Here is a 12,721-nt window from a genome sequence, read left to right as displayed (position 1 = left end):
GCCGTACCGGCGACCCGCTCCGCCGATATCGGCACTAGTCGCCACCTTCCGGGGGCACTATGGCTGAGTGACTTCCGCAAGGTCGTCCTCGCGCGCAGCAGGCGGATCGGGCCCGGTACGCAGGGCGGTCCGCGGGCTCGGGCGCGCCCTGCACCTGCCGTTCACCGGCACGGCGCGCGGAATCCGCAAAGCGACCCACGCGCACGGCGCGGGCGAGTCGGGTCTCGGAAAACTGATCGAACTGCATGCGGTGAACGGCGCCGGCGACGTCATGATCACCATCGCGCTCGCGTCCACGGTGTTCTTCTCGGTGCCGACGGACGAGGCGCGCGGGCGCGTCGCCCTGTACCTCGGCATCACGATGGCGCCCTTCACCATCCTCGCGCCCGTCGTCGGGCCGCTCCTGGACCGGCTGCCGCACGGGCGGCGCGCCGCGATGGCCGCTTCGATGCTGGCGCGGGCGCTGCTCGCGATCGTCCTGTCCGAGGCGGTGATCAGCGGCGGCGTGCAGCTGTACCCGGCGGCACTGGGCGTCCTGGTGGCGTCCAAGGCGTACGGCGTGGTCCGCAGCGCCGTCGTGCCGCGCCTGCTGCCACCCCGCTTCTCCCTGGTCAAGGCCAATTCGCGGGTGACGCTCGGCGGGCTCCTCGCCACCGGTGTGGCCGCACCGGTCGGCGCCGGACTCCAGCTGCTCGGGCCGCGCTGGCCCCTCTACGGCGCGTTCGTGATCTTCATTTCGGGCATGGTCCTGTGCTTCCAGCTCCCGCACAAGGTGGACTCCGCGAAGGGCGAGGGAAAGGCGCTCCTCGCGGCCGACGAGCAGCATCTGCACGGCCCGCACAAGGAGACGACGAAGCAGAAGCGCCCCGGTCTGCGCACGGTCGGCCCGGCCGTGACGCACGCGCTGTTCGTCAACGCCTCGCAGCGCTGCCTCTCCGGCTTCCTGATCTTCTTCCTGGCGTTCCTGCTGCGCGAGCACCCCATGCCGGGGCAGAGCGCCGCCGTGTCGCTCAGCATCGTCGGCATCTCGGCGGGCGCGGGCAACGCCCTGGGCACGGCCGTCGGGGCATGGCTCAAATCACGGGCGCCGGAGATCATCATCGTGACGGTGGTGGCGGCGGTCCTGGGCGTGGCGATCGCGGCCGCGCTGTTCTTCAGCGCGGCCCTCACAGCGTGCCTGGCGGCCGTCGCCGGGTTCGCGCAGGCCCTCTCCAAGCTGTCCCTGGACGCCCTGATCCAGCGCGACGTCCCGGAAGAGGTCCGCAACTCCGCGTTCGCCCGCTCCGAGACCCTCCTCCAGATGGCGTGGGTCGTCGGCGGCGCCATCGGCATCGCACTGCCCCTGAACGGAGCACTGGGCCTCGGCGTCGCCGCGGCGATCGTCGGAACGGGCTGGCTGACGACCGTACGAGGCCTGCTGGCCGCCGCGCGCCACGGCGGCCAGGCACGCAGCCGCGTGGCGTGAGGGACGGCCGGGAGAGCGGGAGATCCACTCCGGATGGCGTGAGCATGCGGCACGCCGTACCCGCATGGCGAGTGTGTGCGGGCCGCCAGATAGCCTGCCCGCATGACCTCCCTGCGTTTCACCGTGCGCAACCGCCGCACCGTGGCAGCCGCCGGCGCCGTCGCTGCCGGACTGCTCGTCCTCTCGGCCTGCGACAAGCCGACGCCGCTGGCGACCATCACGGTCGGCCGCTCCACGGTGACGTCGGAAGCCGCCTGCTACAACGACGGCAAGGCCCTGAACGCCTCCGCGCTGAAGGACTGCCTCAAGAACAAGGACATCAAGTCCATCAAGGTCGACCCCGACGCGACCGTCCGCTTCGGCGTCGACCCGAAGATCGCGGACAAGGGCTGGACCCTGCTCATGAACGGTCAGCCGCTGACCGAGGCCAGCAACAAGACCTACCGCACCGTCCCGGGCAGCGTGTTCTTCAACCAGCAGTACGGCGCCACGGGCAGCTCCACGACGGTCTCCATCGTCGAGGGCAGCGGCTCGAACGCGACCGGCCTGTGGTCGTTCAAGCTGAAGAAGGACGCCTGACGGAGCGTGGGCGGGTCCTGATCGCCACCGCCGTCCCCGCGGAGCGGGACGCGGTGGCCAGGGGCCTGTCCGGGGCGGGCGCCGCGCACCCTGCCGTCGATGTCGTCGCGGTGGGCGTCGGGCCCGCCGCCGCGGCGGCCGGCACCGCCACCGCCCTCACCACCGCCGCCCTGTCGGGGCGGCCGTACCGTCTCGTCGTCTCCGCCGGGATCGGCGGCGGATTCCAGCCGAACGCGCCCATCGGCTCCGTCGTCGTCGCCGACGCGCTGACCGCCGCCGACCTGGGCGCCGAGACCCCCGACGGCTTCCTGCCCGTCACCGAACTCGGCTTCGGCACGGTCACGCACCTCCCGCCGCCCTCCCTCGTGACGGACGTCGCCGAGGCCACCGGCGCGCTCACCGGCACCGTCCTGACCGTCTCCACCGTGACCGGCACCGCGGCCCGCGCCGCCGAGCTGCTGGACCGTCACCCCGGCGCCGCCGCCGAGGCGATGGAGGGCTTCGGGGTCGCCGAGGCGGCCGCCGCGCACGGCGTGCCCGTCCTGGAGATCCGCGCGGTCTCCAACGCCGTCGGCCCCCGCGACCGCGCGGCCTGGCGCATCGGCGACGCACTCGCGGCGCTCACCGAAGCGTTCGGGAAGTCCGCGCCCGTACTGGAGAGTTGGAACCGCACATGACGCACCCCGAAGATCTCAGGATCGCCTTCTCACCCTGCCCGAACGACACGTTCGTCTTCGACGCGTGGGCCCACGGCCGCGTCCCCGGGGCGCCCGCCCTCGACGTGACCTTCGCCGACATCGACATCACGAACGGCGTCGCCGAGCGACGCTCCCCCGAATTCGACGTGCTGAAGGTGTCGTACGCCGTCCTGCCGTACGTCCTCGACGACTACGCGCTGCTGCCCTGCGGCGGCGCGCTGGGCCGGGGCTGCGGCCCGCTCGTGCTCACGCGCGAGCCGGGCGTCGACCTGACCGGGAAGACGGTCGCCGTCCCCAGCGAGAAGTCGACGGCGTACCTGCTGTTCCGCCTCTGGACCGCGGACATCGTGCCCGGCGGGGTCGGCGAGGTCGTCGTGATGCCCTTCGACGAGATCATGCCCGCCGTACGGGACGGCAAGGTCGACGCCGGACTCGTCATCCACGAGGCCCGCTTCACGTACCAGAACTACGGCCTGCACTCCCTCGCCGACATGGGCGAGCACTGGGAGAACACGACCGGGCTGCCCATCCCGCTCGGCGCGATCATCGCGAAGCGGAGCCTGGGCGAGGACCGGCTGCGCCGACTCGCCGAGGCGGTCCGCACATCGGTGCGCATGGCCTGGGACGACCCGGAGGCCTCCCGCCCCTACGTCCAGGAACACGCCCAGGAGATGGACCCGTCGGTGGCGGACCAGCACATCGGCCTGTACGTCAACGAGTTCACGGCCGACCTGGGCGAGAACGGCTATGCGGCGATCCGCGGTCTCCTGACGCGCGCCGCGGCCGAGGGGATCGTGCCCGCCCTCGGCCCGGGCGCGCTCGCGTTTCCGTAGAGGTCGTGAAGTGGCGGCGGCTACACGTCCAGTTGGTCGGCCACCGCTCGCAGCAGGCCCGCGATCTTCGCGCCGGAGGCCTTGTCCGGGTAGCGGCCCTTTTCCAGCATGGGCGTGATGTTCTCGAGGAGCGTCGTCAAGTCCTGGACGATCGATGCCAGTTCGTCCGGCTTGCGGCGCTGCGCCGCGGCCACGGACGGGGTCGGATCCAGGATGGTCACGGAGAGCGCCTGGTCGCCGCGCTGTCCCGCGACGACGCCGAACTCGACACGCTGGCCCGGCTTGAGAGCGTCCACGCCGGCCGGGAGTACGGAGGAATGCACGAAGACGTCGCCGCCGTCGTCGCGGGAGAGAAAGCCGAAGCCCTTCTCGCTGTTGAACCACTTGACCTTGCCGGTAGGCACGTGAAGTCCTCGTCCTCGTACTCGTCATGCCGTTTCGTGCGATGAAGAACGGCGCTGGAAACGGCTCTGGATAGCACTGCAGCGGGCCGCCCGACCCGCCGGCACCAGGCTAATGGCCCAGGAGCCCGTGACAAGACGGCCCGAGGAACCCGGATTGTTCCTTCGCGCTGGGAACTACCCTGGTCGGGTGCGTGACAAAACCCAAGCGAATTCCGCCGGACCCGGCGACGGCCTCGTCAAGGCCGGCGGCGTCGTCTTCATCGTCGGAGCCGTGGCCACCCTGGCCACGATGGCTCCCCTGTTCCTCGGAACCGACCCGTTCCCGCCCGTCGCCTACGCGGTGTGCATGCTGATGGGTGTCGGCTTCCTGATCTCCGCGGCCGGAGTGCTGCGCGGGATCGCCGTGCAGCGCCGTCAGGCCCGCTCGGCGACGTAGCGCTCCAGCCAGGCGGGGAACTCCGTCAGATCCGCGAGCACGACGTCCGCGCCGGCGTCGCGCAGCTCCGCCGCGTCGCACGGCCCCGTCGTGACGGCCACGGACAGCGCGTCGGCGGTGCGGGCGCCGCGCACGTCGCCGGTGTGGTCACCGACGTACACGGACGCGCCGTGCTCGCGCAGCGCCGTCGCCTTGCCCTCGGCCCACAGGTTGCCGACGACCTCGTCGGCGGCGATGTCCAGGTGTTCGAGGTGGAGCTTCGCGTTGGGCTCGTACTTCGCCGTGACGACGATCGCCCTGCCGCCCGCCGCGTGCACCGCGGCGACGGCCTCGTGCACGCCCGGCATCGCGTACGTCCCGGTGATGGCGTGCGCCGGGTAGAGCTCCCGGTACAGGTCGGCCATCTCCGGGATCCGCTCCTCGGGGAACCAGTACGCGAGCTCCTGCTCCAGCGGCGGGCCGAGCCGGGTCACGATGAGATCGGCGTCGAGCTGCGCGCCCGTACGGTCGGCGAGTTCCAGCCAGGTGTCCCTGATCCCCGGCCGTGAGTCGATCAGCGTCATGTCGAGGTCGAAGCCGACCGTCGGTCCCGCGGCTGATCCGTTCGCGCTCTCGTATGCACCCATGAGGGCCATTGTGCCTGGGCGTACGATTGCCGCTTAGCTAAGCCTTACCAACCTCGGATTGGTCCATGGGTCAGATCTCAGCCGCCCCCGCCGCGCGGCGACGCATCGTCTGGACGGCGGCCGCGCTCGTGGCCCTCGTTCTCGCGGTCCTGCTCAGTCTCGCCGTGGGCGCCCGCGCGATCGCCCCGTCCGCGGTCCTCGACGCGCTCGTGCACGGCGGCCACAGCGACGACGCCGAGGTCATCAGGGGCCTGCGGCTGCCGCGCACGCTCGTCGGCCTGATGGTCGGCGCCGCGCTCGCCCTCGCCGGGACCGTCCTCCAGGGCATCACCCGCAACCCCATCGCCGACCCCGGGATCCTCGGCATCAGCCAGGGCGCGTCGGTCGGCGTCGTCCTCGCGATCGCCTTCGCCGGCATCCACACGCTCACCGGCTACGTCTGGTTCGCGTTCGCGGGCGCGGCGCTCGCCTCCGTCGCCGTCCACGCCATCGCCTCCAGCGGGCGCGGCGGCGCGACGCCGGTCAAGCTCGCGCTCGGCGGTGCCGCGATCAACGCGCTCCTGGTCTCCGTCACCACGGCCGTCCTCACCACGAAGGCGTCCGCCATGGACGAGTTCAGGTTCTGGCAGGTGGGCTCGCTGTCCGGCCGGGACACCCACATCGTGGGCCAGGTCTGGCCGTTCCTCGTCGTCGGCGTACTCCTCGTGCTGTCCGTCGCCCGCGGCCTCGACGCGCTCGCGCTCGGCGAGGACGTCGCCAAGGGACTCGGCCAGCGGGTCGCGACCGTACGGATCGTCGGCGGCCTCGGCGCGACCGTCCTGACCGGCGTCGGGGTGGCCGCCGCGGGACCGATCGCCTTCATCGGCCTGGCCGTTCCGCACATAGCCCGGGCCGTCGTGGGCAGCGACCACCGCTGGGTCCTGCCGATGGCGGCCCTCATCGGCCCCGTCATGCTTCTCGTCTCCGACACCGTGGGCCGCGTCGTCTTCCCGCCGGGCGAGGTGCCCGCGGGCGTGATGACCGCGCTGATCGGCGTTCCGTTCCTCGTCACCCTGGTCCGGCGCAAGGCGGTCCCCGCATGAGTACGACCACCGCGCCCCGGGTCCGCCCCGCCGGGTACTCCGTCGTCCGCGCGGGACGCGCCGCGTTCCTCCTGCACCGCAGGGCCGCCGTCGTCGCCGTGTCCCTCGTGGTCCTTCTCGCGGCCGCCTGCCTCGCCTGTCTCTGCGTCGGCGAGTCCTTCATCGCTCCCGCAGAGGTCGTCAGGGTCATCACCGGCCGGCCGTCCCCGGACGAACTCGTCGTCGGCACGCTGCGCGCCCCTCGCATGGTCGTCGGGCTCCTGGTCGGCGCCGCGTTCGGCGTCGCGGGCGCGCTCATCCAGACCGTCGCCCGCAACCCGCTGGCGTCCCCCGACATCATCGGCGTCAGCCAGGGCGCGAGCGCGCTGACCGTCGGCGCCATGACGTTCGGCGTCACGTCGTACGCGGTCCTGCCCTACCTCTCCGTACTCGGCGGCCTCCTCGCCGCGCTCCTCGTGTACGCCTTCGCGTGGCGCGGCGGACTGCACGCGACGCGCTTCGTCCTCATCGGCATCGGCTTCGCCATCGCGCTGCGGTCGGTGACGACGCTGTTCATGACGAAGGGCGACTATCTCGTCGCCCAGCAGGCCCAGATCTGGATGACGGGCTCTCTCAACGGCCGCGGCTGGGCCGAGGCCGCCCCATTGGGCTGGACCTTCCTCATCCTCGTCCCGTTCGTCGCATGGGCCGCCCGCGCCCAGCGCACCGTCTCCATGGACGACGACACGGCGACCGCGCTCGGCGTGCGCCTCGGCCGCGTGCGCCTCGGCCTCGTGCTCCTGGGCGTCGTCCTCGCGTCCGTCGCGACCGGCGCCGCGGGACCCGTCGACTTCGTCGCGCTCCTGGCCCCGCAGATCGCCCGCCGGGTGACCCGCACCGCCCAGATCCCGCTCCTGTGCTCGGCGCTCCTGGGCGCGTTCATCGTCGTCGTGGCCGATCTGCTGGCCCGGCGCCTGTTCTCCCCCACCGAACTCCCGGTGGGTGTCCTCACAGCCGCCGTCGGGGCGCCGTACCTGATCTGGCTCATCGTCCGCAGCCGCACGGGAGGAAACCGGTGACCCGGCTCAGCACCAGCGCGCTCACCCTCGCCTACGAGGACCGCACCGTCGTCCACGACCTCGACCTCGCCGTCCCCGACGGCCGGGTGACCGTGATCGTCGGGCCCAACGCGTGCGGCAAGTCGACCACGCTGCGCGCTCTCGGCCGGCTGCTCAAGCCGAGGAGAGGCTCCGTGCTCCTCGACGGCGAAGCCCTCACCAGGCTGCCCACCAAGAAGATCGCCCAGCAGATCGGGCTGCTGCCGCAGACGCCCGTGGCGCCCGAGGCGATCACCGTCGCCGACCTCGTGGCCCGTGGCCGCCAGCCCCACCAGCACTGGTGGCAGCAGTGGTCCGACGCCGACGAGCGCGCCGTCACGGAGGCCATGGAACGCACCGACGTCGCGGCCCTCGCCGACCGCTCCGTCGACGAGCTCTCCGGCGGCCAGCGCCAGCGCGTGTGGATCGCCATGGCGCTGGCCCAGGAGACGGAGCTGCTGCTCCTGGACGAGCCGACGACGTATCTCGACATCGCCCACCAGGTCGAAGTCCTCGACCTCGTACGCCAGTTGAACCACGACAAGGACCGCACCGTCGTCCTCGTCCTGCACGACCTCAACCAGGCGGCGCGCTACGCCGACCATCTCGTCGCCATGAAGTCGGGCCGCATCGTCGCCGAGGGCCCGCCCGCCGAGGTCGTCACGGCGGATCTCGTACGGGAGGTGTTCGGTCTGGACTGCGTGGTCGTTCCCGACCCGGTGACCGGCTCCCCGCTGATCGTCCCCGGCGCGCCCTGGCAGGCCGGCGCCCGGTCCGGCGCCGCGTCCGACTCCCTTTCCCGGAAGGCGGCCTCATGACCCGCAGCGCCCGCCCCGCCCTGACCGCCGGTGCCCTCGCCCTGACCGGCGCCCTGGCCCTGACCGCCTGCGGCTCGTCCGACGGGGACTCCGGCTCCGACGCGGCGGCGTCGGCCTCCGCGAAGACGCACACAGTCAGTACGGCGATGGGCGACGTGAAGGTGCCCGAACACCCCACCCGCGTCGTCGTCCTGGACACCGGCGAGCTCGACTCCGCGCTCACCCTCGGTGTGAAGCCCGTCGGCGCGACCCACGCGGCGACGGAGGAGGGCTTCCCGTCCTACCTGCCCGGAGGCGAGGTGAAGGGCATCAAGGAGGTCGGCGAGATCGCCAACCCCGACATGGAGGCCGTCGCCGCCCTCGAGCCCGACCTCATCCTCACCAGCAAGGTCCGCGACGGCGCCCGCTACAAGCAGCTCAGCGCCATCGCCCCGACCGTGATGACGGAGTCCACCGGCACCGCCTGGAAGGAGAACTTCCAGGTCCACGCCGACGCGCTCGGCCGGAAGGCCGAGGCGAAGAAGGTCGTCGCCGACTACGACGCGCACGTCGCGAAGGTGACCACCGCGATCGGCGGCAAGGAGAAGGCCGCCGCGACGGACATCAACTTCGTCCGCTTCGTCGAAGGCGCCGACATCCGCATCTACGGGAAGCAGAACTACATCGGCTCGATCCTCGGCGACCTCGGCGTGGGCCGCCCCGCCATCACCGACAGGGCCAAGGACGGGTTCTCGTACGACGTGAGCCCCGAGAAGATCGACCTCGCCGACGCGGACGTCGTCTTCACCTCGACCTACGGCGACCCGGGCAAGGCCAAGGCGACCGGGACGATGAAGAGCGGGCTGTGGAAGAAGCTCAAGGCGTCCAAGGACGGCAAGGTCTTCCAGGTCGACGACAATCTGTGGATCGCGGGCATCGGTTACAGCGCCGCGCACCAGATCCTCGACGAGTTCCAGATGGACCTGACCGCGTAACAGGCCCTCGCGTCAGGGCCGTTGCCGCTGCGATCTCCACACCACGAAGAGGGCGGAGGCGACGGCCGCACCCCGTACCACCCACGGCCACGTCGTGCTGATCGCGTCGCTCATCCGCCCGTCCGCGATCGGCTCGCCCCACCGTCCGGTGTTACGGCCCCACAGCCACACGAGCCCCGCCGCCACGGCAAGTCCCGGCAGCCACAGCACGGCCGCCTTCGACTCGCCCTCGCTCAGCCGCCGCGACGCGTACGCGATGATCCAGCCGAGGCCCAGCGCGAACCAGTTGCCCATGACCGCGCCGGCGACCAGGAGTGCGGCGGCGAGCAGCAGGAGCGGGTTCGACCAGCCGGGCAGGGACGGGAGGCGGCGCCGTCGGGTCGCCTCCTCCGTTCCCTTCCCCGTTCCCGTCTCCCGCTCGTCGTCCGGGAGTTCCTCGTCCGTATCGGCCCCGGCCCGGCGTGCCTTGGGCGGTCGCGGGTCGCCCTTGCCCGGCGGCCTGAGTATCTCCGGGATCTCCACGCCGCCCACGAACCCCGGCACGCTGTCCGCAACTCCGAACGGGCTGCTGTCCACCCGCCACCAGTCCGGCTCCGAACCCGGCGCCCCCAGCTCGTCCGTCCCCGCCAGATGCGGCGGCGACGGCGCGTCCCGCGACGTCTCGTCCTCCTGCGGCTCCGCGCGCGGGCCCGGCACGATGCGCCGCAGGCCCTTCGGGCGCGGCTCCTTGGGACGCTGCTCCTTCGACCGCTGCACGGGCACCGCCGCCCGCGGCGCTTCCGGCTGCGCCGCACCGCGGCCCGTGCCCGCGCCCGTGACCACCTCGTCCGGCGAGCCGAGGCGTTCCAGGATCCGGCGCACCGCCGCCGGACTGTCCACCGTCGTCTTCGCGCGCCGCGCCTCGATCTCGTTGCGCAGCTCCGACACCAGGCGCATCCGGGTGCCGGAGGGCAGTTGACGCTGCTGGGCCAGGTCGCCGACCCGGCTCAGATAGTCGAAGACGAGCTGATCGCTCTCGATCCCCACGAAGTCCCCTCCGGGGTGGTGGTGTTGACGGTTCGTTCACCCGTTTTACGACGTTACCGTGCCCGGCCGGGCACCGGGGGCCTCTTCCGGGCCCAGCGGGGCCGCAGCCCGCCGGGCCGGTCAGGCGCTACCGTGGCCCGGATGAGCACTCACGAGCCGGACCGCGCCGCCGAGGACGGGAGCGGGGCGGGGAGTACGGCCCCCCGGTCCCTCGCCGAGGCGTTGCGCGCCCGCGACGACGCCTCCCTCGGCGCACTGCTGCGCGCCCGCCCCGATCTGCTCAGTCCCGTCCCGAGCGACCTCACCCAGCTGGCCACCCGCGCGGGCACCCGCGCCTCCGTGATCCGCGCGCTCGAACACCTGGACCGCTTCACGCTCCAGACCGCGGAAGCGCTGGCCGTCGCCCCGGAACCCACCACGTACGGCACGCTCCTGGCCCTGCTCGCCGGCGACGAAGGCGACGACGCGGGCGTGGACGCCCGTACGGTCTCCGCGGCCCTGCCGCACGCCGTCGCCGCCCTGCGCGAACAGGCCCTGCTCTGGGGGCCCGACGACCGGCTCCGCCTCGTGCGCACCGCCCGTGAGCTGCTCGCCCCCGCGCCCCAGCGGCCCTCTCCCACGGGCCTCGGCCCGACGGTCGCCGAGGCCACCGCGGGCATGTCCCCGGGCCGTATCCAGGAGATCGTGACGGCCGCGGGCCTTCCCTCCACGCACGACCCGGTCTCCGCCGTCGCCTCGCTGACCGCGCTCTTCACCGACCGGCCCCGCATGTCGGCCCTCCTCGACGAAGCGCCCGCGGACGCCGTCGAGGTCCTCTCCCGGCTCGTCTGGGGCCCGCCCTACGGCCAGGTCACCGCCGAACCCGCCGCCCATCTGCGCTGGCTCCTCGACCGCGGCCTCCTGCTGCCCACGGCTCCCGGGACCGTCGTCCTGCCCCGCGAGGCCGCCCTCCATCTGCGTGGCGGACGCGCCCACCGCGCCCTGGAACCCGTACCTCCCGCCGTCGACCCGGCCGCCACCCACCGGGCCACCGTCGTGAACGCGACCGCCGCCGGGCAGGCCTACACCGCGCTCGCCACCGTCGAGGAGCTCCTCAAGGACTGGGACGAGGGCGGGCCCGCCGTCCTCCGGGCCGGCGGGCTCAGCGTGCGGGACCTCAAGCGCACCGCCGCCGCCCTCGACACCACCGAGCCCCTCGCCGCGTTCTGGGTCGAACTCGCCTACGCCGCCGGGCTCATCGCCCCCGACGGCGAGGCCGACGAGCAGTACGCCGCGACGCCCGCCTACGACAACTGGCTGGAGCAGCCCGCCGCCGAGCGCTGGGTCCGGCTCGTCGCCGCCTGGTTCCCCGCCACCCGCACGTCCGGCCTGGTCGGCGGGCGTGACGGTGCCGTCTCCGCCGCCGGGCGCACCCTCTCCGTGCTCGGGCCGCACCTCGACCGCTCCGCCGCTCCCGAGGTCCGCCGCCGCGTCCTCGCGCTCCTGTCCGAGCTCCCCGAGGGTGCCTCCCCGGACCCCGAGACCCTGCTCGCCCGGCTCCGCTGGGAGCGGCCCCTGCGCGGCGCCGCCGCCTCCTCCGACGACGCCGGTGACCCCGACGACCTGCGCGCCCGCATCGCCCGGTGGACCCTCACGGAGGCGGAGCTGCTCGGCGTCACCGGGCGGGGTGCCCTGTCCGAGCACGGGCGGACGCTTCTTGACGGCGGGGGCGCGGCCGCCGCTTCGGCGGAGGCGGCCGCTGTCGCTCTGCTCGCGCCGCTGCTGCCCGAGCCGCTGGACCATGTCCTTCTTCAGGCCGACCTGACCGCCGTCGCCCCCGGGCCCCTGGAACGGCCGCTCGCCGAGGCGCTCTCCGTCCTCGCCGACGTCGAGTCCAAGGGCGGGGCGACCGTCTACCGGTTCACGCCGGGGTCCGTACGGCGCGCCCTCGACTCCGGGCGCACCGCCTCCGACCTGCACGACTTCCTGAACACGCACTCCCGTACGCCGGTGCCGCAGCCTCTCGCGTACCTCATCGACGACGTGGCCCGTAAGCACGGGCATCTGCGCATCGGCGCCGCCTCCGCGTATGTGCGCTGCGACGACGACCTGCTCCTGGGCGAGATCCTCGCCGACAAGCGCTCGGCCGGCCTGCGCCTGCGGCGGCTCGCGCCGACCGTCCTCGCCGCGCAGGCCGATCCGGCGGCGCTCCTGGAGGGCCTGCGGCAGATGGGGTTCGCGCCCGCCGCGGAGAGTCCCGAGGGCGATGTGCTGATCACTCGCGCCCATGCCCGCCGTACCGGGCCGCGCACCGCCCCCGAGCCCGTCCCGGAGGGGCCGCCGGTTCCGGACGGCACACTCCTGACCGCCGCCGTGCGCGCGATCCGCGCGGGTGACCTCGCCTCCACGACCCCGCGCAAGCACGCGCCGGGCGAGCAGAGCGGGGCGCTTCCCCGCACCAGCGCGGCGGAGACGCTGGCCACGATGCAGGCGGCCGTCCTGACCGGTGAGGCCGTGTGGATCGGCTATGTGAACGCGGAGGGCTCCGCCAGCCAGCGCGTCATCGCCCCGATCCGGGTGGAGGGCGGGTTCGTCACCGCGTACGACCACACCGCGGACGAGGTCCGGACGTATCCGCTGCACCGGGTGACCGGGGTGGCCGAGCTGGAGGCCGAGGCCTGACGCCGGGGTCCGTGCCCCCGTCCCGTCGGCGACCGACCGTACG

Annotated in this window: 13 protein-coding genes; 10 read left to right on the top strand and 3 right to left on the bottom strand. The window is 73.2% G+C overall.

The genetic code is table 11. The annotated features are described in order from the left end of the window. The first annotated feature begins 67 nt into the window (after positions 1 to 67). The 4 genes from OG456_RS20230 to OG456_RS20215 all read left to right on the top strand — a co-directional run bounded on the left by OG456_RS20230 (position 68) and on the right by OG456_RS20215 (position 3,575). Positions 68 to 1,465 (top strand): MFS transporter, encoded by a 1,398-nt coding sequence (locus tag OG456_RS20230; protein WP_266562958.1) that lies wholly within the window; start codon positions 68 to 70, stop codon positions 1,463 to 1,465. A 102-nt stretch (positions 1,466 to 1,567) separates the two neighbouring features. Further along, on the top strand, positions 1,568 to 2,044 hold the full coding sequence (locus OG456_RS20225; protein WP_266562957.1) for a DUF2771 domain-containing protein: 477 nt from the start codon (positions 1,568 to 1,570) through the stop codon (positions 2,042 to 2,044). Beyond that, on the top strand, positions 2,014 to 2,721 hold the full coding sequence (locus tag OG456_RS20220) for a futalosine hydrolase (RefSeq protein ID WP_266562956.1): 708 nt from the start codon (positions 2,014 to 2,016) through the stop codon (positions 2,719 to 2,721). The genes OG456_RS20225 and OG456_RS20220 overlap by 31 nt, the downstream gene beginning before the upstream one ends. Beyond that, positions 2,718 to 3,575, top strand: a complete 858-nt coding sequence (locus tag OG456_RS20215) for a 1,4-dihydroxy-6-naphthoate synthase (RefSeq protein ID WP_266562954.1) — start codon at positions 2,718 to 2,720, stop codon at positions 3,573 to 3,575. The genes OG456_RS20220 and OG456_RS20215 overlap by 4 nt, the downstream gene beginning before the upstream one ends. A 20-nt stretch (positions 3,576 to 3,595) precedes the next feature. On the opposite strand, the gene OG456_RS50515 is transcribed toward OG456_RS20215, so the two are convergent. After that, positions 3,596 to 3,979 (bottom strand): cold-shock protein, encoded by a 384-nt coding sequence (locus OG456_RS50515; protein ID WP_116512381.1) that lies wholly within the window; start codon positions 3,977 to 3,979, stop codon positions 3,596 to 3,598. A 187-nt stretch (positions 3,980 to 4,166) separates the two neighbouring features. Here OG456_RS50515 and OG456_RS20205 point away from each other — a divergent pair, with 187 nt between their 5' ends. Beyond that, complete coding sequence (locus OG456_RS20205) at positions 4,167 to 4,415, top strand: hypothetical protein (RefSeq protein WP_266562952.1); 249 nt, start codon at positions 4,167 to 4,169, stop codon at positions 4,413 to 4,415. Here OG456_RS20205 and OG456_RS20200 read toward each other — a convergent pair. Beyond that, the gene (locus tag OG456_RS20200) at positions 4,394 to 5,041 is read right to left on the bottom strand and encodes an HAD family hydrolase (protein WP_266562950.1); all 648 of its coding nucleotides are present in this window, start codon (positions 5,039 to 5,041) and stop codon (positions 4,394 to 4,396) included. The two genes, OG456_RS20205 and OG456_RS20200, sit on opposite strands and share 22 nt — an antisense overlap. Positions 5,042 to 5,106: 65 nt before the next feature. Here OG456_RS20200 and OG456_RS20195 point away from each other — a divergent pair, with 65 nt between their 5' ends. The 4 genes from OG456_RS20195 to OG456_RS20180 are packed head-to-tail and all read left to right on the top strand — an operon-like array spanning position 5,107 to position 8,991. After that, positions 5,107 to 6,123 (top strand): iron ABC transporter permease, encoded by a 1,017-nt coding sequence (locus tag OG456_RS20195; RefSeq protein WP_266562948.1) that lies wholly within the window; start codon positions 5,107 to 5,109, stop codon positions 6,121 to 6,123. Beyond that, complete coding sequence (locus OG456_RS20190) at positions 6,120 to 7,181, top strand: iron chelate uptake ABC transporter family permease subunit (protein ID WP_266562946.1); 1,062 nt, start codon at positions 6,120 to 6,122, stop codon at positions 7,179 to 7,181. Before OG456_RS20195 ends, OG456_RS20190 begins: the two co-directional genes overlap by 4 nt. Beyond that, complete coding sequence (locus tag OG456_RS20185; RefSeq protein ID WP_266562944.1) at positions 7,178 to 8,017, top strand: ABC transporter ATP-binding protein; 840 nt, start codon at positions 7,178 to 7,180, stop codon at positions 8,015 to 8,017. Before OG456_RS20190 ends, OG456_RS20185 begins: the two co-directional genes overlap by 4 nt. After that, the gene (locus tag OG456_RS20180) at positions 8,014 to 8,991 is read left to right on the top strand and encodes an ABC transporter substrate-binding protein (protein WP_266562942.1); all 978 of its coding nucleotides are present in this window, start codon (positions 8,014 to 8,016) and stop codon (positions 8,989 to 8,991) included. Before OG456_RS20185 ends, OG456_RS20180 begins: the two co-directional genes overlap by 4 nt. A 12-nt stretch (positions 8,992 to 9,003) precedes the next feature. On the opposite strand, the gene OG456_RS20175 is transcribed toward OG456_RS20180, so the two are convergent. Beyond that, positions 9,004 to 10,017 carry a hypothetical protein gene (locus OG456_RS20175; RefSeq protein ID WP_266562940.1) on the bottom strand — a complete coding sequence of 338 codons (1,014 nt, stop codon included), beginning with the start codon at positions 10,015 to 10,017 and terminating at the stop codon, positions 9,004 to 9,006. A 141-nt stretch (positions 10,018 to 10,158) separates the two neighbouring features. Here OG456_RS20175 and OG456_RS20170 point away from each other — a divergent pair, with 141 nt between their 5' ends. Then, positions 10,159 to 12,678, top strand: coding sequence for a helicase C-terminal domain-containing protein (locus tag OG456_RS20170; protein WP_266562938.1), 2,520 nt, complete (start codon positions 10,159 to 10,161; stop codon positions 12,676 to 12,678). Positions 12,679 to 12,721 lie beyond the last annotated feature (43 nt).

Origin of the sequence: Streptomyces sp. NBC_01446, assembly GCF_026340095.1 — a bacterium.
In the GTDB taxonomy this organism is placed as follows: Bacteria; Actinomycetota; Actinomycetes; order Streptomycetales; family Streptomycetaceae; genus Streptomyces; species Streptomyces aureus.
This window is presented reverse-complemented; position numbering and strand designations above follow the sequence as displayed.

What these genes read in the sequence shown, in the direction of transcription:
- OG456_RS20170 (WP_266562938.1), top strand. Translation starts at nt 10,159, where the DNA reads ATGAGCACTCACGAGCCGGACCGCGCCGCCGAGGACGGGAGCGGGGCG.
- OG456_RS20190 (WP_266562946.1), top strand. Translation starts at nt 6,120, where the DNA reads ATGAGTACGACCACCGCGCCCCGGGTCCGCCCCGCCGGGTACTCCGTC.
- OG456_RS20215 (WP_266562954.1), top strand. Translation starts at nt 2,718, where the DNA reads ATGACGCACCCCGAAGATCTCAGGATCGCCTTCTCACCCTGCCCGAAC.
- OG456_RS20225 (WP_266562957.1), top strand. Translation starts at nt 1,568, where the DNA reads ATGACCTCCCTGCGTTTCACCGTGCGCAACCGCCGCACCGTGGCAGCC.
- OG456_RS20180 (WP_266562942.1), top strand. Translation starts at nt 8,014, where the DNA reads ATGACCCGCAGCGCCCGCCCCGCCCTGACCGCCGGTGCCCTCGCCCTG.
- OG456_RS20200 (WP_266562950.1), bottom strand. Translation starts at nt 5,041, where the DNA reads ATGGGTGCATACGAGAGCGCGAACGGATCAGCCGCGGGACCGACGGTC.
- OG456_RS20195 (WP_266562948.1), top strand. Translation starts at nt 5,107, where the DNA reads ATGGGTCAGATCTCAGCCGCCCCCGCCGCGCGGCGACGCATCGTCTGG.